Origin of the sequence: Shewanella japonica (genome assembly GCF_002075795.1) — a bacterium.
Classification (GTDB): domain Bacteria; phylum Pseudomonadota; class Gammaproteobacteria; order Enterobacterales; family Shewanellaceae; genus Shewanella; species Shewanella japonica.
The window spans coordinates 3,003,060-3,021,082 of the sequence record NZ_CP020472.1 but is presented as its reverse complement, the minus strand read 5'-3'; the positions used below and the strand labels follow the sequence as shown (position 1 = coordinate 3,021,082).

The following is an 18,023-nucleotide window of genomic DNA, read 5'->3' as shown; positions in this document are numbered from 1 at the left end:
TTTGATAAACGACGTAGAGGCAATAGTTAGTCTATTTGTTGAATCACTAGCTTCTTAATTGCCTTTGCTGCACCTAAAATGTGCTGGCGTAAAAGTTGGGTCGCTTTATCGATATCTTTGTTTTTGCACAACTCAAACAGTTCGCGATGCTCGCGTTCTGCTGTTGGAATTCCGCCTGTTAATAATAGCTGTAAGCGTATATAGCGATCGCAGCTATTGTTCAGTCCATGAACGACTTCAAGTGTATGCGGTTTGTTAGCGGCTTCGTATAAACAGGTATGAAACTGAGTATTGAGTTCGCTCCATGTGGCCACAGAGTCTTTTTCCTTTAATGCAGTCTCTAATTGAGACAGCACTTGATCAGCTTGTTCGAAATTTTCATCTTGCAAGTTGGGAATGGCTTTTGCGAGAAGATCTGTTTCAATCATAGCCCTTAATTCAAATAATTCTGTGACTTGTTCAACAGAAAGTTCAGTGGCTGTTGCACCTTTGTGTGCTTCGAATTTAACTAATCCTTCAGCTTCTAGTTGAACAAGCGCTTCTCGCACAGGAATTCGACTAACATTAAGCTGCTCAGCTATAGCTGATTGTCTAAGTGGCTCACCTGCTTTGATAAAGCCGGATAATATGCGCTCACGCAAGACTTCTACCACTGCTTGAGTTCGTGTTTTATGAATTATTGGTGTTATTTGACTCATTACTTCTTAATAAATGCCACAAAATATCTACGGAAGGGTAACCTTTACTGAACGCTTTATAAAGTACAACCTTAAAAAATCTTCCTTTTATAATACAAGTGCATAATTTTTCCAGTAATGGGATAATCAGAATAATAAAGAATTTAGGAGTAATAGTACCGTGAATAAAGCCGTGTTCTTAGATCGTGACGGAGTCATTAATATTGATAAAGGTTATGTACACCTTGTTGATGACTTTGAATATATCGAAGGCGTATTTGAAGCCTGCCTGGCATTCAAGAAAATGGGTTATAAAATCGTGGTGGTGACTAATCAGTCTGGTATTGCTCGTGGAATGTACTCAGAGGATGACTTTCACCATTTAACCGAATGGATGGATTGGAACTTTGCAGATAAAGGTGTTGAATTAGATGGCATCTACTATTGTCCGCATCATCCAGAAAAAGGACTCGGGGAATATAAGCAAGATTGTGATTGCCGAAAACCTAAACCGGGAATGATGCTTGATGCAGCAAAGTTTTTAAAAATTGATATGGCTAATTCAATTATGGTGGGTGATAAAGCTGATGATATGAGAGCTGCAAAAGCAGCGGGCATTAACACAGCTATATTAGTGAGAAGTGGTAAAGTCGTTGATGAAGCGGGTATTGAGCTTGCCGATGGAGTAGTAGACAGCATTGCCGATGTACCAGCTTTCTTAAAGTCGTAATAAAAACATCTCTTAGTTAACGATAAAATTGCCATGAAAGGTGCTGTAACGAGCTTTTTTGATGGATTTTAGCTCGAAACGTTTAAAAAGTGTGCTTTTGAGCGTTTTTTTATAAATTAATTAAGAAAAGCACTTGCGGGATAAAATGATTTCCCTATAATGCGCAACCACTGACACGGAACAAGGCGTCAAACGCTAGTTACCGAGTCCGCTCTTTAACAATTTATCAAGTAATCTGTGTGGACACTCACAGGTGTTGAGTTAATCGAAATTGCTCTTTCTTTCTCGTAAACAATGCAGCAATCAAAATTATTATCAATATTTTCTGAATCACGAAAGTGATGAGTGTTCATAGCAATATGTAACAAACAGGATGTAGATTCTTCCGAGTCTGCATAATGTAATCAGAATTCATTGAGCCGAGACTTAGTCTCAAAAAAACTTTAATTGAAGAGTTTGATCATGGCTCAGATTGAACGCTGGCGGCAGGCCTAACACATGCAAGTCGAGCGGTAACAGAAAGTAGCTTGCTACTTTGCTGACGAGCGGCGGACGGGTGAGTAATGCCTAGGGATCTGCCCAGTCGAGGGGGATAACAGTTGGAAACGACTGCTAATACCGCATACGCCCTACGGGGGAAAGGAGGGGACCTTCGGGCCTTTTGCGATTGGATGAACCTAGGTGGGATTAGCTAGTTGGTAAGGTAATGGCTTACCAAGGCGACGATCCCTAGCTGTTCTGAGAGGATGATCAGCCACACTGGGACTGAGACACGGCCCAGACTCCTACGGGAGGCAGCAGTGGGGAATATTGCACAATGGGGGAAACCCTGATGCAGCCATGCCGCGTGTGTGAAGAAGGCCTTCGGGTTGTAAAGCACTTTCAGTAGGGAGGAAAGGTAGCAGCTTAATACGTTGTTACTGTGACGTTACCTACAGAAGAAGGACCGGCTAACTTCGTGCCAGCAGCCGCGGTAATACGAGGGGTCCAAGCGTTAATCGGAATTACTGGGCGTAAAGCGTACGCAGGCGGTTCATTAAGCCAGATGTGAAATCCCCGGGCTCAACCTGGGAATTGCATTTGGAACTGGTGAACTAGAGTCTTGTAGAGGGGGGTAGAATTTCAGGTGTAGCGGTGAAATGCGTAGAGATCTGAAGGAATACCGGTGGCGAAGGCGGCCCCCTGGACAAAGACTGACGCTCATGTACGAAAGCGTGGGGAGCAAACAGGATTAGATACCCTGGTAGTCCACGCCGTAAACGATGTCTACTCGGAGTTTGGTGCCTTGAGCACTGGGCTCCCAAGCTAACGCATTAAGTAGACCGCCTGGGGAGTACGGCCGCAAGGTTAAAACTCAAATGAATTGACGGGGGCCCGCACAAGCGGTGGAGCATGTGGTTTAATTCGATGCAACGCGAAGAACCTTACCTACTCTTGACATCCAGAGAACTTTCCAGAGATGGATTGGTGCCTTCGGGAACTCTGAGACAGGTGCTGCATGGCTGTCGTCAGCTCGTGTTGTGAAATGTTGGGTTAAGTCCCGCAACGAGCGCAACCCCTATCCTTATTTGCCAGCGCGTAATGGCGGGAACTCTAGGGAGACTGCCGGTGATAAACCGGAGGAAGGTGGGGACGACGTCAAGTCATCATGGCCCTTACGAGTAGGGCTACACACGTGCTACAATGGCGAGTACAGAGGGTTGCAAAGCCGCAAGGTCTAGCTAATCTCATAAAGCTCGTCGTAGTCCGGATTGGAGTCTGCAACTCGACTCCATGAAGTCGGAATCGCTAGTAATCGTAGATCAGAATGCTACGGTGAATACGTTCCCGGGCCTTGTACACACCGCCCGTCACACCATGGGAGTGGGCTGCACCAGAAGTAGATAGTCTAACCTTCGGGAGGACGTTTACCACGGTGTGGTTCATGACTGGGGTGAAGTCGTAACAAGGTAGCCCTAGGGGAACCTGGGGCTGGATCACCTCCTTACCTATACGACTAACTTAATGTTTGTTGAGTGTTCACACAGATTACTTGATAGAAAGTAAGAGCAAATTACGTTGGGTCTGTAGCTCAGCTGGTTAGAGCGCACCCCTGATAAGGGTGAGGTCGGTGGTTCAAGTCCACTCTGACCCACCAAAATCTTTGTTTTCTCCTAAACAAGATTTTGTATTAACGTAAATTTGTTTGACTGCATGTAAATGGGGCTATAGCTCAGCTGGGAGAGCGCCTGCCTTGCACGCAGGAGGTCTGCGGTTCGATCCCGCATAGCTCCACCATTTACTTGCTCATGGATAGAGACGCCAAAGATAAAACGACAGTTTTATCTTTGGCTTTTTTAAGCCCGCTCTTTAACAATTTGGAAAGCTGATAGTATTTAATACGATGATGTCTGTCGTTGTATTAATTACAAATCGTATTACTGAGAAGTTAATCCCTTTTTAGTAATACATTGAGTTCTCAAAACACTTTATTAAGTGTCTTGAATATTCTAAAACTAAGGCGAATTTGTGTAGTGTTAATTCACATGCAAATTATGTAATAAACCAGCTAGTTACGGTACAACTTAAGTTTCTTTGAAACTTATTTGGGTTGTATGGTTAAGTGACTAAGCGTATACGGTGGATGCCTTGGCAGTCAGAGGCGATGAAGGACGTAGTAACTTGCGAAAAGCGTTGGCGAGCTAGTAACAAGCATTTGAGCTAACGATGTCCGAATGGGGAAACCCGGCCACATAAGTGGTCATCATACAGTGAATACATAGCTGTATGAGGCGAACTCGGGGAACTGAAACATCTAAGTACCCGAAGGAAAAGAAATCAACCGAGATTCCCCTAGTAGCGGCGAGCGAACGGGGATTAGCCCTTAAGTCTATGGGGTGTTAGTGGAATGTGTTGGAAAGCACAGCGGCACAGGGTGACAGCCCCGTACACGAAAACTAACCATAGATGAAATCGAGTAAGGCGGGACACGTGACATCCTGTTTGAATATGGGGGGACCATCCTCCAAGGCTAAATACTCCTGACTGACCGATAGTGAACCAGTACCGTGAGGGAAAGGCGAAAAGAACCCCTGTGAGGGGAGTGAAATAGAACCTGAAACCGTATACGTACAAGCAGTGGGAGCGGTTCTTGAGACCGTGACTGCGTACCTTTTGTATAATGGGTCAGCGACTTACGTTTTGTAGCGAGGTTAAGCGAATAGCGGAGCCGTAGGGAAACCGAGTGTTAACTGCGCGTTTAGTTGCAAGGCGTAGACCCGAAACCGAGTGATCTAGCCATGGGCAGGTTGAAGGTTGAGTAACATCAACTGGAGGACCGAACCGACTAATGTTGAAAAATTAGCGGATGACTTGTGGCTGGGGGTGAAAGGCCAATCAAACTCGGAGATATCTGGTTCTCCTCGAAAGCTATTTAGGTAGCGCCTCGAGCGAATACCACTGGGGGTAGAGCACTGTTAAGGCTAGGGGGTCATCCCGACTTACCAACCCTTTGCAAACTCCGAATACCAGTGAGTACTACTCGGGAGACAGACGGCGGGTGCTAACGTCCGTCGTCAAAAGGGAAACAACCCAGACCATCAGCTAAGGTCCCAAAGTTATTGCTAAGTGGGAAACGATGTGGGAAGGCTTAGACAGCTAGGATGTTGGCTTAGAAGCAGCCATCATTTAAAGAAAGCGTAATAGCTCACTAGTCGAGTCGGCCTGCGCGGAAGATTTAACGGGGCTAAGCAATACACCGAAGCTATGGGTTTGCTCTTAGGAGCAAGCGGTAGAGGAGCGTTCTGTAAGCGGTTGAAGGTGAAGGGGTAACCCACACTGGACGTATCAGAAGTGCGAATGCTGACATGAGTAACGATAATGGGGGTGAAAAACCCCCACGCCGAAAGACCAAGGGTTCCTGTCCAACGTTAATCGGGGCAGGGTGAGTCGACCCCTAAGGCGAGGCTGAAAGGCGTAGTCGATGGGAAACAGGTCAATATTCCTGTACTTTTGCTAACTGCGATGGAGAGACGGAGAAGGCTAGGCTAGCGCGGCGTTGGTTGTCCGCGTTTAAGGTTGTAGGTTGTTCACTTAGGCAAATCCGGGTGAACATTAGGCTGAGAGCTGATGACGAGTCACTAAGGTGATGAAGTAGTTGATGCCATGCTTCCAGGAAAATCTTCTAAGCTTCAGGTTAGTAGGAATCGTACCCCAAACCGACACAGGTGGTCGGGTAGAGAATACCAAGGCGCTTGAGAGAACTCGGCTGAAGGAACTAGGCAAAATGGTACCGTAACTTCGGGAGAAGGTACGCTCCTGACGGTGATGAGACTTGCTCTCTAAGCTGTTGGGAGTCGCAGATACCAGGTGGCTGCAACTGTTTATCAAAAACACAGTACTGTGCAAAATCGCAAGATGACGTATACGGTATGACGCCTGCCCGGTGCTTGAAGGTTAATTGATTGGGTTATCTTCGGAGAAGCTCATGATCGAAGCCCAAGTAAACGGCGGCCGTAACTATAACGGTCCTAAGGTAGCGAAATTCCTTGTCGGGTAAGTTCCGACCTGCACGAATGGCGTAATGATGGCCACGCTGTCTCCAGCCGAGACTCAGTGAAGTTGAAATTGCGGTGAAGATGCCGTATACCCGCGGCTAGACGGAAAGACCCCGTGAACCTTTACTATAGCTTGGCACTGAACATTGAACCTACATGTGTAGGATAGGTGGGAGACTTTGAAGCTCAATCGCTAGATGGAGTGGAGTCAATCTTGAAATACCACCCTTGTAGTTTTGATGTTCTAACCGTGGCCCCTAATCGGGGTTCGGGACAGTGCCTGGTGGGTAGTTTGACTGGGGCGGTCTCCTCCCAAAGAGTAACGGAGGAGCACGAAGGTTGGCTAAGTACGGTCGGACATCGTACGGTTAGTGCAATGGCATAAGCCAGCTTAACTGCGAGACATACACGTCGAGCAGGTACGAAAGTAGGTCATAGTGATCCGGTGGTTCTGTATGGAAGGGCCATCGCTCAACGGATAAAAGGTACTCCGGGGATAACAGGCTGATACCGCCCAAGAGTTCATATCGACGGCGGTGTTTGGCACCTCGATGTCGGCTCATCACATCCTGGGGCTGAAGTCGGTCCCAAGGGTATGGCTGTTCGCCATTTAAAGTGGTACGCGAGCTGGGTTCAGAACGTCGTGAGACAGTTCGGTCCCTATCTGCCGTGGGCGTTGGATGATTGAAGGAAGCTGCTCCTAGTACGAGAGGACCGGAGTGGACGAACCGCTGGTGTTCGGGTTGTTATGCCAATAGCATTGCCCGGTAGCTACGTTCGGAATCGATAACCGCTGAAAGCATCTAAGCGGGAAGTGAGTCCTAAGATGAGTCATCCCTAGGAATTTAATTCCTCTAAAGAGCCGTTCGAGACTAGGACGTTGATAGGCAGGGTGTGTAAGCGTTGTGAGGCGTTGAGCTAACCTGTACTAATGACTCGTGAGGCTTAACCATACAACCCAGATGAGTTTTATCTGAGTTGATGGTAACTAGATTTATTACTTACTGTGAAGGTAAGACTTAGTGAAGATTATAAAGCGCTTAATAAAGTAGAAAACTCAAAGAAACAAACAGCTTTCCGAATTTAGTTAATTGCGATAAGCGATTAACACCCGAATTTGCTTGGTGACAATAGCATTGTGGTACCACCTGATCCCATCCCGAACTCAGTAGTGAAACGCAATCGCGCCGATGATAGTGTGGGGTCTCCCCATGTGAAAGTAGGTCATCGCCAAGCGCCTAATTTCTCTTTTAAGAGAGCAGATAGCCCGTTACTCACGTAACGGGCTTTTTTGTGTCTGTAATTTAAGATAAACATGTTCAGGAACTAAGCTAAAGCTCAATTTTAGACTCATCAACTGCTGATAGTGTGATTGATATACCCATGTGAAAGTAGGTTATTGCCAAGCGCCTAATTTCTCTTTTAAGAGAGCAGATAGCTCGTTACTCACGTAACGGGCTTTTTGTGTCTGTAATTTAAGGTAAACAGGTTCAGGAACGAAGCTAAAGCTTAAGTTTAGACACATCAACTGCTGATAGTGTGATTGATATACCCATGTGAAAGTAGCTCATCGCCAAGCGCTTAATTACTCTTTTAAGAGAGCAGATAGCCCGTTACTGACGTAACGGGCTTTTTTGTGTCTGATTGTTAAGTGAGTTGAATGTAGCGATATACAGTGTGGGCGGTATGCCCATGCAAAAATAGACCATCGTTAAGTGCATAAGTTTTCTTAATAATAAGTGACATAAACATGATTTTTAACGCTATTTGCTTTTTAATAAGATGAATTAATATCTTGTGCTTAAGGTATGATCATGAATGTTTGGGATAATTTCATTACATTCATTATAAGATTGGGTCGCTTTATTATTTATAACGCGTTCGTTTAGGTATTTTTTGCTGATACCTCCGCAGCACAAAAGCGTAAATAGATAGGTAGTTGTAAGTTTTTTGCTGCACTTTTGTTGCGTGTGTTTTATTTTGTTTGGGCACAATAATGATCTGGTTAGCATATACTGAATTAGGTTATTCAAATTTTGAATTTGGGGTTATATACTTTGCGAATTGATGACTACCACTTGGTAGGGATTAGCTAATATAATGCATAAATTAACAGAAGCTGCAGTGAACCGCTGGCAGCAAACTATCGATCTAGCAGCCAAAGCATTACATTCATCTGTATATGTCGTTTCTGTTGATGAGCAAAGCCTATTGATCACATCTGAACATCAGATTGAATTACCTTGTGATTCAGTTTCTGAGTTTACCCATTTAGTCGTTAAAGAAAGCAAAAGTCTTATCAAAGATTTTAATACTTCAACGTCACTGCTTAACGTAAACCATTCCGATTTTTGTCACCAAGACAAACGTTATAAGCTCTATAGTCTTCCTGTATATTTTGGTAATGACAGAGAAGGGCAAGTCATTTCATTTATTTGCTCAGTGTGTGAGTTAACCCATGATTCACAACAAGTTGATGCGACTTTGCTTATGGCTGCCCAAAGTTTGTCGTTTCAATGTGAATTTGATGAAAATGTCCATTTAAACGGGATTAATTTACAGAATTTTATTAACGCTTTTGAAGAACATATCTGGATTAAGGACCTCTCTGGTCAATATGCTGTTTGTAATCAAAGTGTGGATATAGCTTGGAATAAATCACATTCTGAAATTATTGGCCAATATGATCACGATTTATTTGATTCTGATACGGCTGACTCCTTTGTTCAAGGTGATAGGCAAGCTGAAATAGAAGGAAAGCCAGTTGTTGTCGGAGAATGCGAACGGGTTGATGAAAATAACAAGCGACATTGGTTAGAAACTACAAAAGCGCCGCTCTATGACAGCCAAGATAAGCTGGTCGGTATTATTGGTATTACGCGTAACATTGCTCGACATAAAGAAACCCAAACGCAACTGTTATTAGCTGAAAGTGTATTTGAAAACACTGTTGAAGGCGTCTTAGTTACAGATCGCGACGGCAATATCACTGAGGTGAATGCAGCATTCAGTAAAATAACTGGCTATGAGCGGAGTGAAGCATTGGGTCAAAATCCAAGAATTTTAAACTCTGGCAAACACGATTCACTATTCTTTTCAAAAATGTGGAATACCTTACTTGTAAAAGGTAAGTGGCATGGTGAAATTTGGAACCGACGTAAGTCAGGCGAAATCTTCCCTCAGTCAGTCACCATTAATGCGATTTACAGCCAAGAAGATAAAATTAATTACTTTGTCGCAGTGTTTGCTGACATTTCGACTCAAAAGCGCAATGAAGAAAAACTCGCAAATCTTTCTTATTACGATACTTTGACGCAATTGCCTAACCGGTTATTGTTTAGGTCAATTCTACAAAAGCGGGTTGAAAAAGCATTACATCAGCAAACACAATTAGCGGTCGTATTTTTTGATATTGATTTCTTTAAGCATATCAATGACAGCTTAGGGCATGACGTTGGGGATAAATTATTAATCGAAGTAGGCGAAAGGTTATCTCAACTTAGTGGTGAGCATTGTATTGTGGCTCGACTTAGTAGTGATGAGTTTGTGCTTCTACTGACTGATATTCATCAACATGAATTGATTTTACGTAAGATTAATAAATTAAAATCTATGATCGAACAACCTTTCAAGTTCGATGATAGGCCGCTTATTAGAGTTACGCTAAGTATGGGCGTGTCAGTATTCCCAAATGACACATTAAACTTTGAACAGCTATTACAAAATACAGATACAGCGTTACACATTGCTAAACAAAATGGACGTAACAATGTCACTTTTTATGATTCAACTATGACGCTCAATTCTGTTGAACATTTAAAAATTCAAAGTGCGCTGCACGAAGCTATTCAAGAGAATCAATTTCATCTTGTTTATCAGCCCAAACTATCTCTGCTTGATAGTAAACTTGTCGGTTTAGAGACATTGATCCGTTGGCAACACCCAGAGCATGGTGTCATTTCACCTGCTGAGTTTATCCCGATTGCTGAGAAAACTGGATTAATTCATCAAATCGGTTTAATGGTATTAACGATGGCTTGTAAGCAAGGTAAAACCTGGCTTGAAGCAGGTTATCAATTTGGTCATTTAGCGGTAAATGTAGCGAGTTTGCAGTTTCAACGTTCAAGTTTTATTGACGATGTTGAAAAGGTGCTTGCTGACACTGGCTTTCCTGCTAATCGACTTGAACTAGAAATCACAGAAAGTTGTATGATGTATGAGCCTGAGAAAGTCATTAACGATCTAAAGCGATTAGGAAATATGGGGATTCAGTTATCTGTTGATGACTTTGGAACCGGATATTCATCATTAAGTTATTTAAAAAAATTGCCGATCAATGTACTAAAGATTGATCAATCGTTTGTCGCGGATATTCCAGATGACAGTAACAATACTGCGATTGCTAAAGCGATAGTTGCGATGGGGCATGCATTAAAACTGACCGTTATCGCTGAAGGTGTGGAAACGAAAGAACAAGCTGCTTTCTTGTTAGAAAATGGATGCGACCAAGCACAAGGTTACTTTTTCAGTAAGCCACAATTACCAGCAACCCTGACCCCAATACTGCCCCAAATGTAATGGTGTCTTACATCGGTGTCATCTTCGCATTATTAGCCACTAATACTATGCTGTCATTCTATTATTCTGACCTCTTTTTAGTCAGTTAGGCATGAACAAATCTGAGTCTAGCTGACTAATCTGTCTTAAAATATCAACAAAAACCGTGGCCAAGTCTTGATATGATAAGTTACTTACATGTGGCTTTAATCCTTCTATAGACATTCTAAGACCACTTTGTTGAGCAATATTTAGTAAAGAAAGCATTTCTGAGATTGATGTTTGCTCAACCTCAGAAAGCGAGTTAACCGCAGCATGAATATGATCATCTGTTATATCTAGTATGTGTAATTGATGCGTTAGCCGCCTATGGTTATCAGTCTTATTCCATTGGTTGACTTTAACATTCCTGCCAGATAAACAGACTTCAAATTGCATGCTAACCTCTATTTCCTTTAGAGCGGCCACGTTGTGGATGATTATCAGGCACTGCAACCAATTCATCATCCATTAGCTGGCACGTTGCTTCCACTTCATCTCCGTCTGGGGTTGTAATGGTGACGACATCGGCTTCATTTTTGTCCTCACAGATGTCATACGCTTCTTGTGGCGGTTTACGCATTTGACGTTCAGCAGCTTCAGTCATCAAGCCGGATGAGAAGCACAAAACCAGACTCAATACGGTAAAGCTTTTAAGTGTTTTAATCATTTGAGTTCCTTATTGCCTTAAATTGATAAACACAGTAACAATCAAGTATGTAGAAAATGTGCAGATTTTATGGAGTTTTAAAGGTTTGGTAGTGGGATTTGTGTAAGCTATATATACTGTTGAACTGTTTCCTAATTTATCCGTTAATTTATCAAGTTATGTGCTTGATTCAAAATGTAGATGCAATCATTTAGGGTAATTTTATAGAGCTTGTTGGGTTTGGTTTCATGAAGATATCTCAAAAACTTTTTTTAGCATTCATTGGGCTGACCAGTATTGTTCTTATCGCAACCTTATCACTTGCGAGGTGGAGTTTTGATCAAGGCTTTGTTAATTACATTCATTCCTTAGAAGAAGAACGATTACATACATTATCCAATTCTTTTTCTTCTTTATATGGTCAATCAGGCCAAAGTTGGGATAACGTCTCTGTACAACAATTAAATACCTTGTTAAGAGTGTTTTCTGCAGACCCATTAAAGTTAGTTACCAATGGTGACAGGAAATTACCTCCTAGACCTCTTTTCGTTGATGCTATCAAAGGCGTTGATTCGGGTCCTGAAGAAAGAGTAAGGCGTGGGCCACCACCGCATTTAAGAGATGCTAGAAAAGCAGGGCCGCCCAGAAGACTAGGCCCACCAACATCAATATATAATCCAGCGGGTGAGCGTTTAGCTGGTGATGCATTTGACGATATTGATGGCAGCATCAGCATGCCTGTTTTATATAACGATGAGGTCGTTGCCACGTTATACAGTAACCCTATTTTTGAAGTAAATAGTATTTCGGCTAAGGCGTTTGCGAAGCAACAATTATGGACCAGCATTTGGATAGGTCTACTTTGTTTATCGTTAGCCATTATTATTTCATGGCTATTGGCACGGGTGTTACTTATGCCTGTAAGAGAAGTTGTAAAAGGGATATCTCATTTATCTAAGGGGAATTACTCAGAACGCTTTAATTTAGACCGCCAAGACGAACTGGGGCTGCTAATGAATGATATTGATCACCTTGCTGTGACTTTAGAAAATACACGCAGTGCCAAAAATCGTTGGTTTGCCGATATCTCACATGAACTGCGCACGCCATTGAGCATTCTTTGTGGTGAAATCGACGCTATAAAAGCTGGCATCCGACCTTTTAATCAACAGCAACTGACTTCACTAGAGCAGGAAGTGATGCGAATTAAGCATTTGGTTGACGACTTATATCAGCTTTCTTTATCTGATGTTGGCGGCTTAAAGTATCAGTTTGAGTCTCTTAATATTACCCAATGTATTAATGAAACATTACTATCACTAGAAGATAAGATCAGTGAAAAAGACATCGCAGTGAGTTTTACCGCTGATGAGCCCATTTTTATCACTGGTGATGCGATGAGGCTTCGGCAATTGTTAGCCAATGTGATTTTAAACTCAGTTGCCTACACTGATAGCCCTGGGCGCCTATCTATAGACCTCATTACTGAGAAAGAACGTCTATTGATTGTATTTAATGACACAAAACCGTCTGTCGATGCATCAGAGTGCGAACTTTTATTTGACCCTCTACATCGGCAAGATAGCTCACGAGTTAGGCGAAATAATGGTGCAGGTCTAGGTTTAACGATTAGCAGAAATATTGTTGAGGCTCATGACGGGCTGATTAGCGCAAGACCATCTAATTTAGGTGGCCTATGTATTGAAATTGTTCTACCTTTGCAAAAAGAGTCATAAAAAATAATGAGTATAGATTACCCTAATATGAAAGTGTTAATTGTTGAAGATGAACAAAAAATTGCGCAAGTACTCGTTGATTTCCTTGAGTTAGAAGGCTTCGAGACTCAGGTGTTAAATGATGGGCTTCACGCTGTCGAAACCATTAAAAATGGCAATATTGATTTTGTTATTTTAGATCTCATGTTGCCTCATAAAGATGGTTTAACGATCTGCAAAGAAGTACGCCAATTCTCATCTATTCCTTTATTAATGCTCACGGCAAGAGTAGATGAGATTGATCGCCTTATCGGATTAGAGGTTGGCGCTGACGATTATGTATGTAAGCCGTTTTCAGCCAGAGAAGTCGTTGCCAGAGTCAAAACTATTTTACGTCGGATAGATGTTGAACCTAAAATTAGTGAAGATGAAATTGCTTATAAACATATTTTAATCAATATCCAGCGCTTTAAGTGTTTTGTTTCGAGTGTCGAAGTGGAGTTAACCCCTGTCGAGTTTAGACTACTGCAAACCATGTTAAAACGTCCTGGGGTAGTTCATAGCCGTGATAGTTTAATGCAAGTTTGTTATGTCGATGACCGCGTAGTGAGTTCTCGTACCATTGATAGCCACATTAAAAACCTAAGAGCCAAACTAACAATGCACCAAACTCAAATTGACTTACTTCATTCAATTTATGGTGTGGGTTACAAAATAGAATAAGCCCCTTTGAAAACAATTTCATATTCTCAGCTTGTTTACTCGCTCCTAGCGCTTGTTTTGTTTAGAATAGCCAACAATATTTATTATTCCCTTTAGCCATTGCTATATTGGGATACGTTGACTGAGGCGGACTGTTTTTCTGCCTAGGAGCTTTAATGCAATTGTTTGTAAAAGATTTAACCGTTATTGATTTCTCTTATTTGTGTCCAATTCGCGGCATGGTGGGAGAAAGCTGGATTGTCGATGTATTGCTTGATGGCGGTCTGGATGAGCAGAATATGGTTTTGGACTTTTCAAAAGTTAAAAAAACCATTAAAAATACCATCGATGATGTCGCAGACCACCGCCTATTAATTCCTACAGCATGCAGTGAAGTGAGATGGCAGCAAAAGGGTGACAGAGTTTGGATGGATTTTTCAAGCCAACAAGGTGACATTCATCTTGCGTGTCCGTCACAAGCATTTGCACTTGTGCCTACCGAAGTGATTGACTTTGAAAGTGTTAATTCATTCTTAATCAAAGCGCTACGTGAAGCTTTACCTGATAATGTTGAAGGTATTAGCTTAACGCTTCGTAATGAAGTGTTAGATACGCCTTACTACCATTACAGTCACGGTCTTAGAAAGCACGACGGCAATTGCCAGCGTATCGCCCACGGACATCGTAGTCCAATTACTGTATTTGAAAACGGTATTGCAGCACCTAAATGGGATCAATATTGGGCCGATAGATGGCAAGATATATATTTAGGAAGTGAAGAAGATATTGTTGATCTCAGCACTCTGTCTTTATCAAAGCAAGCTAAAGTGAATGATGCAACTCATTACGGCTTTCACTATCAAGCCCCCCAAGGTGACTTTCAGCTTGCTATGCCTAAATCTTGCTGTGACATCATTCCCCATGACACCACAGTAGAGTTATTGGCACAATTTTTAGCAGAGTCTATGTCAAAACAGTCACCTGAGTCAGAATTTAAAGTGATTGCCTTTGAAGGTATTGGCAAAGGTGCTATTGCTGTTAAGTAGCATGTTTTACAAAGCTTAATAGAGTCAAGATGCTCTATTAAGCTTTATACATTTTTCAAATCAACATCCCCTGATTAGTTCTTTTTAGCCTTACAAGAATCCTTTTATTCTCTTTTTAATCTATCTTTTATCTATAAAGAGTGCTGTCTTGAATGGGTTAACTTTCGCTCATGATTAACAGTTTGAATCTATTAGTTTAAAACCATACTATTGTATTAATTGGCTGAAAAGATGCCTATTCGTTAATTCTTTAACGACCTGAATCTAAATAGAATACATACACACTAGGAATGCATCGTACATGTCTGACAATAAATGTAAAAAGTTTTGTGTGCTTTCACTGCTGAGTGCTAGTTTTATCGCTTTTACCGCTCATGCTCAAATCCAGCTTCAAGGACAATTTGAACAAGGTGCACTGATCCGAGGCGCTGTTCCTGAAGGTAGCGTTGTAAAACTTAATGGCGAAGCGATTCAAGTGACGCCTCAAGGTAAGTTTGCGTTTGGATTTGAACGAGATGCCGCTAAAGAGCAAATGCTCGAAGTGGTATATCCGGACGGATTAACTGAATTAAAACCAATGACGGTCAAAGCAAAAGAATACAAAATTGATCGCGTCACTGGCATCAGTAAAAAAATAATGAAGCCGAATCCAGCTGCACAAGAACGCGCTGCTAAAGATGCGAAACTAACTCGCACGGCAAGAAATACATTTAGTGAACAAACGGCGTTCATGCAGGATTTTATCTGGCCTGTTACAGGGCGTATATCAGGGGTTTATGGAAGCCAGCGTGTATACAACGGTAAACCAGGCAATCCGCATTATGGTGTGGATGTGGCAAGACCAACAGGAACCGTTGTTGTTTCACCTGCCGATGGCGTGATTACTCTAGCTGAACCTGACATGTTTTATTCAGGCGGCACGCTTATTATTGATCATGGTTATGGTATTAATTCTACATTTCTGCATTTAAGTAAGTTGTATGCCAAAGTCGGTGATGAAGTAAAACAAGGGCAAAATTTAGCAGAGATTGGTGCAACAGGACGCGCTACTGGCCCACACCTTGATTGGCGCATAAATTGGTATCAAATGCGTTTAGATCCTGTCACCGTCGTGCCACCAATGTCAGAAATATTAGCTGCTGAGAAAGCTATAAAAGAATAATATTACCGATACAGATATTGATATAAATAGTAAGTTAAGCCGCTGCTAAGTGTAGCTATTTATCACAGGGCGATGTAAGGAGATTATTATGAATAAATTATTGCTCGCCCTAATAATACCGATTTATTTGTTATCTGGTGTCAGCTTAGCATCTGAAAAAGCGAAAATGAGTGTAACTTATTTGCCTGCAAGTAAAGCTGATTTACGTTATCAAGGTATAATAAAAAGAAGTGAAATTAATCAGTTAGTACAAGCATTGGCTGAAACCTACTTCACTTTTAACAATCCTCTGCAGATTGAGTATGGGAGCCAAGATGGCCCTTTATATGACCCCAACTCTCACACCATTCACATCCCGTACTCATTTATCGTCGATTCAATAGACTATTTTATTCAAAATGCTTATAAGGCCGAGCTTGCTGACTCAGCGGAGCAAGCCGCAGTTGATGCGTTATTACATACGCTACTCCATGAGATTGCTCATGCTTATATTGCTGATAATGGTATTCCAATATTGGGCAAAGAAGAGGATGCTGCAGATAACTTTGCCGCTATTATCATGCTTAATTATATTGATGCTGGCGATGATGCTTTACTCAATGCAGCAGATTTGTTTGCTTTAGAATCAGAGCACCGCCCTGATTTTTATGAGCTAGGCGAGTATATCGATGAGCATAGTTTTGATTTACAAAGGTACTTTTCAAGCCTGTGTTTAGTCTATGGCTCTGAACCAGAAAAGTATCCGGCATTACTGAATGAAATTGAAAAGGATTATCGAGTTGATAGAAAGTCGTTTTGTATTGAACACTTTCAAGTCATAACAAAAAACTGGCAAGGTTACTTTGCTCACTAAATAAACCTATTCTATTAAATTCATGTTAAACATTAGCCACAGGGTCAGGCTAACAAGTTTGTGGCTAGTGTTTTTGTATGACTAATGGCGAATAAAGTAAGACCTTATTGCTCACTAGCAATAATAGTTTCAATGCTATGAGGGTGAACTTTAATACAAATACCGTCTTTTTTAAAAGCAACCGTAGGGTTTGCTAATCGCTCATTATCACCTTGAGGTGAGCTTAACTTCACTTTGATATCAGTTTTTCCTTCAATAATAGCCGTTATTGACGGGACTTTTCTTGATAAATCCGAGATGAGTGCTTCACAAGTGGTTGCTGTAGTGGGTAAGACAAGTTCAATATGCTCCCAGCCTTCTTGAGGGTAAACCTTATCTGAAGGAAAGGGCAGCTCGACACATGGCACGCTAGCACCATTTAATTGCATTGGTGTATGTAATTTTATGATTAGGATAGGACGACCGTTAATCATATTGTTTGAGATCACTTGACCAGCTTGTTCAAATGCGTCAACAAGTAATTCAGCTTTCTCTTTGCTATTAACTCTCAGGGCACAATGATCGCACTTTAGAGCTAAGTCTGCTAAACCTAATTGATGTAGGAAGTGAGTGATACGCTGGTTAAATTTAGGCCAGCTTTGCTGTAACTGAGCATAATTCATTAGGGATCCTGAAGGTGTTTTTATGGTTATAAGGTGGAAAAACGACGAACTGGCTAAGGCCAAATTTCAATGGGAGTTCCTTCTTCGATAACTCGCCACAATTCGTCCATCTCTTTATTCGTTACAGCAATACAGCCGTTGGTCCAATTAAACTGTTGCGCTTGCTCAGGTGTTAAAGGTGAGTTGGGGTTTTGGCCATGGATCATGATCATGCCACCAGGACTGACCCCTAAGGCACTTGCTCGCAGGCGATCTTCTTCATTTGGGTAAGAGATATGGATAGATTTATAAAAAGCACTATCAGATTTTTTATAATCTAACGTGTATCTTCCTTGAGGCGTTCGTTGGTCGCCTTCTTTAAGCTTATGTCCTTGAGGGGTATCGCCCATGGCAATGCGGTAGGTTTTTAGCTTTTGACCCTGATGGTAAATCGACATACTTGATTCAGATTTATTCACCACGACGAGGTCTACTTTTGCTTTAATAAGTTGATCGACTGAAGCATTGACGAAAGTAGGCGTGATAATGGCGAGCAAAAAGAGGTATTTAACCAAGTACATGAAGTCTCCAAAAGCAGTTTTTTCGATATGTTTATTATTAATAGTGTTAACATGAGGTTAATTCGTTAAGCAATCTAGCAGAAGCATCAATAATTGTCATAATGAATTTATTATTTACAAAGATAATACCGTATTT

12 protein-coding genes, 2 tRNA genes and 3 rRNA genes are annotated in these 18,023 nt (G+C 41.8%); 12 read left to right on the top strand and 5 right to left on the bottom strand.

Annotated features, from left to right (window positions below; genetic code table 11):
• Positions 1 to 26 precede the first annotated feature (26 nt).
• Positions 27 to 698, bottom strand: a complete 672-nt coding sequence (locus SJ2017_RS12885; RefSeq protein WP_055024625.1) for a GntR family transcriptional regulator — start codon at positions 696 to 698, stop codon at positions 27 to 29.
• A gap of 160 nt (positions 699 to 858) precedes the next feature.
• Here SJ2017_RS12885 and gmhB point away from each other — a divergent pair, with 160 nt between their 5' ends.
• The 7 genes from gmhB (at position 859) to SJ2017_RS12850 (ending at position 10,520) form a co-directional block, all read left to right on the top strand.
• Positions 859 to 1,407 carry a D-glycero-beta-D-manno-heptose 1,7-bisphosphate 7-phosphatase gene (gene gmhB, locus SJ2017_RS12880; protein WP_065110554.1) on the top strand — a complete coding sequence of 183 codons (549 nt, stop codon included), beginning with the start codon at positions 859 to 861 and terminating at the stop codon, positions 1,405 to 1,407.
• Between the two features lie 444 nt (positions 1,408 to 1,851).
• A 16S ribosomal RNA gene (locus SJ2017_RS12875) occupies positions 1,852 to 3,394 on the top strand.
• A 73-nt stretch (positions 3,395 to 3,467) separates the two neighbouring features.
• Positions 3,468 to 3,544, top strand: a tRNA-Ile gene (locus SJ2017_RS12870).
• Between the two features lie 64 nt (positions 3,545 to 3,608).
• Positions 3,609 to 3,684, top strand: a tRNA-Ala gene (locus SJ2017_RS12865).
• 319 nt (positions 3,685 to 4,003) lie between these two features.
• Positions 4,004 to 6,895: ribosomal RNA gene (locus tag SJ2017_RS12860) — 23S ribosomal RNA — on the top strand.
• A 167-nt stretch (positions 6,896 to 7,062) separates the two neighbouring features.
• Positions 7,063 to 7,178, top strand: a 5S ribosomal RNA gene (gene rrf, locus SJ2017_RS12855).
• The 16S, 23S and 5S rRNA genes sit together here with 2 tRNA genes alongside, the layout of an rRNA operon.
• Positions 7,179 to 8,042: 864 nt before the next feature.
• Positions 8,043 to 10,520 (top strand): EAL domain-containing protein, encoded by a 2,478-nt coding sequence (locus tag SJ2017_RS12850; protein ID WP_080916023.1) that lies wholly within the window; start codon positions 8,043 to 8,045, stop codon positions 10,518 to 10,520.
• 81 nt (positions 10,521 to 10,601) lie between these two features.
• Here the strand turns inward: SJ2017_RS12850 and SJ2017_RS12845 are convergent, their stop codons facing one another.
• Together SJ2017_RS12845 and SJ2017_RS12840 are read right to left on the bottom strand one after the other, a co-directional pair.
• Positions 10,602 to 10,937, bottom strand: coding sequence for a hypothetical protein (locus tag SJ2017_RS12845; protein ID WP_080916022.1), 336 nt, complete (start codon positions 10,935 to 10,937; stop codon positions 10,602 to 10,604).
• Between the two features lies 1 nt (position 10,938).
• On the bottom strand, positions 10,939 to 11,208 hold the full coding sequence (locus SJ2017_RS12840) for a hypothetical protein (RefSeq protein ID WP_055026307.1): 270 nt from the start codon (positions 11,206 to 11,208) through the stop codon (positions 10,939 to 10,941).
• A 227-nt stretch (positions 11,209 to 11,435) separates the two neighbouring features.
• Here SJ2017_RS12840 and SJ2017_RS12835 point away from each other — a divergent pair, with 227 nt between their 5' ends.
• From SJ2017_RS12835 to SJ2017_RS12815, 5 genes are all read left to right on the top strand, one after another.
• Positions 11,436 to 12,923 (top strand): ATP-binding protein, encoded by a 1,488-nt coding sequence (locus SJ2017_RS12835; RefSeq protein ID WP_065107778.1) that lies wholly within the window; start codon positions 11,436 to 11,438, stop codon positions 12,921 to 12,923.
• A 27-nt stretch (positions 12,924 to 12,950) separates the two neighbouring features.
• A complete protein-coding gene (locus SJ2017_RS12830) occupies positions 12,951 to 13,625 on the top strand; it encodes a response regulator (RefSeq protein WP_244899689.1) in 675 nt (224 codons plus the stop codon).
• Positions 13,626 to 13,780: 155 nt separating this feature from the next.
• On the top strand, positions 13,781 to 14,650 hold the full coding sequence (locus SJ2017_RS12825) for a 6-carboxytetrahydropterin synthase (RefSeq protein ID WP_080916020.1): 870 nt from the start codon (positions 13,781 to 13,783) through the stop codon (positions 14,648 to 14,650).
• A gap of 301 nt (positions 14,651 to 14,951) precedes the next feature.
• Positions 14,952 to 15,812 carry a M23 family metallopeptidase gene (locus SJ2017_RS12820; protein ID WP_080916019.1) on the top strand — a complete coding sequence of 287 codons (861 nt, stop codon included), beginning with the start codon at positions 14,952 to 14,954 and terminating at the stop codon, positions 15,810 to 15,812.
• Between the two features lie 88 nt (positions 15,813 to 15,900).
• Positions 15,901 to 16,665 (top strand): DUF4344 domain-containing metallopeptidase, encoded by a 765-nt coding sequence (locus tag SJ2017_RS12815; RefSeq protein ID WP_156003267.1) that lies wholly within the window; start codon positions 15,901 to 15,903, stop codon positions 16,663 to 16,665.
• A 104-nt stretch (positions 16,666 to 16,769) separates the two neighbouring features.
• Here SJ2017_RS12815 and SJ2017_RS12810 read toward each other — a convergent pair whose 3' ends face one another.
• The gene (locus SJ2017_RS12810; RefSeq protein WP_080916018.1) at positions 16,770 to 17,327 is read right to left on the bottom strand and encodes a VOC family protein; all 558 of its coding nucleotides are present in this window, start codon (positions 17,325 to 17,327) and stop codon (positions 16,770 to 16,772) included.
• A 53-nt stretch (positions 17,328 to 17,380) separates the two neighbouring features.
• Positions 17,381 to 17,887, bottom strand: coding sequence for a L,D-transpeptidase family protein (locus SJ2017_RS12805; protein ID WP_065107784.1), 507 nt, complete (start codon positions 17,885 to 17,887; stop codon positions 17,381 to 17,383).
• Positions 17,888 to 18,023: the final 136 nt, after the last annotated feature.

Bases quoted from the DNA above. Each gene is read 5' to 3' on its own strand.
- SJ2017_RS12810 (WP_080916018.1), bottom strand. From the start codon at position 17,327: ATGAATTATGCTCAGTTACAGCAAAGCTGGCCTAAATTTAACCAGCGT.
- SJ2017_RS12885 (WP_055024625.1), bottom strand. From the start codon at position 698: ATGAGTCAAATAACACCAATAATTCATAAAACACGAACTCAAGCAGTG.
- SJ2017_RS12850 (WP_080916023.1), top strand. From the start codon at position 8,043: ATGCATAAATTAACAGAAGCTGCAGTGAACCGCTGGCAGCAAACTATC.
- SJ2017_RS12845 (WP_080916022.1), bottom strand. From the start codon at position 10,937: ATGCAATTTGAAGTCTGTTTATCTGGCAGGAATGTTAAAGTCAACCAA.
- SJ2017_RS12840 (WP_055026307.1), bottom strand. From the start codon at position 11,208: ATGATTAAAACACTTAAAAGCTTTACCGTATTGAGTCTGGTTTTGTGC.
- SJ2017_RS12830 (WP_244899689.1), top strand. From the start codon at position 12,951: ATGAAAGTGTTAATTGTTGAAGATGAACAAAAAATTGCGCAAGTACTC.
- SJ2017_RS12820 (WP_080916019.1), top strand. From the start codon at position 14,952: ATGTCTGACAATAAATGTAAAAAGTTTTGTGTGCTTTCACTGCTGAGT.
- SJ2017_RS12835 (WP_065107778.1), top strand. From the start codon at position 11,436: ATGAAGATATCTCAAAAACTTTTTTTAGCATTCATTGGGCTGACCAGT.
- SJ2017_RS12825 (WP_080916020.1), top strand. From the start codon at position 13,781: ATGCAATTGTTTGTAAAAGATTTAACCGTTATTGATTTCTCTTATTTG.
- SJ2017_RS12815 (WP_156003267.1), top strand. From the start codon at position 15,901: ATGAATAAATTATTGCTCGCCCTAATAATACCGATTTATTTGTTATCT.
- SJ2017_RS12805 (WP_065107784.1), bottom strand. From the start codon at position 17,887: ATGTACTTGGTTAAATACCTCTTTTTGCTCGCCATTATCACGCCTACT.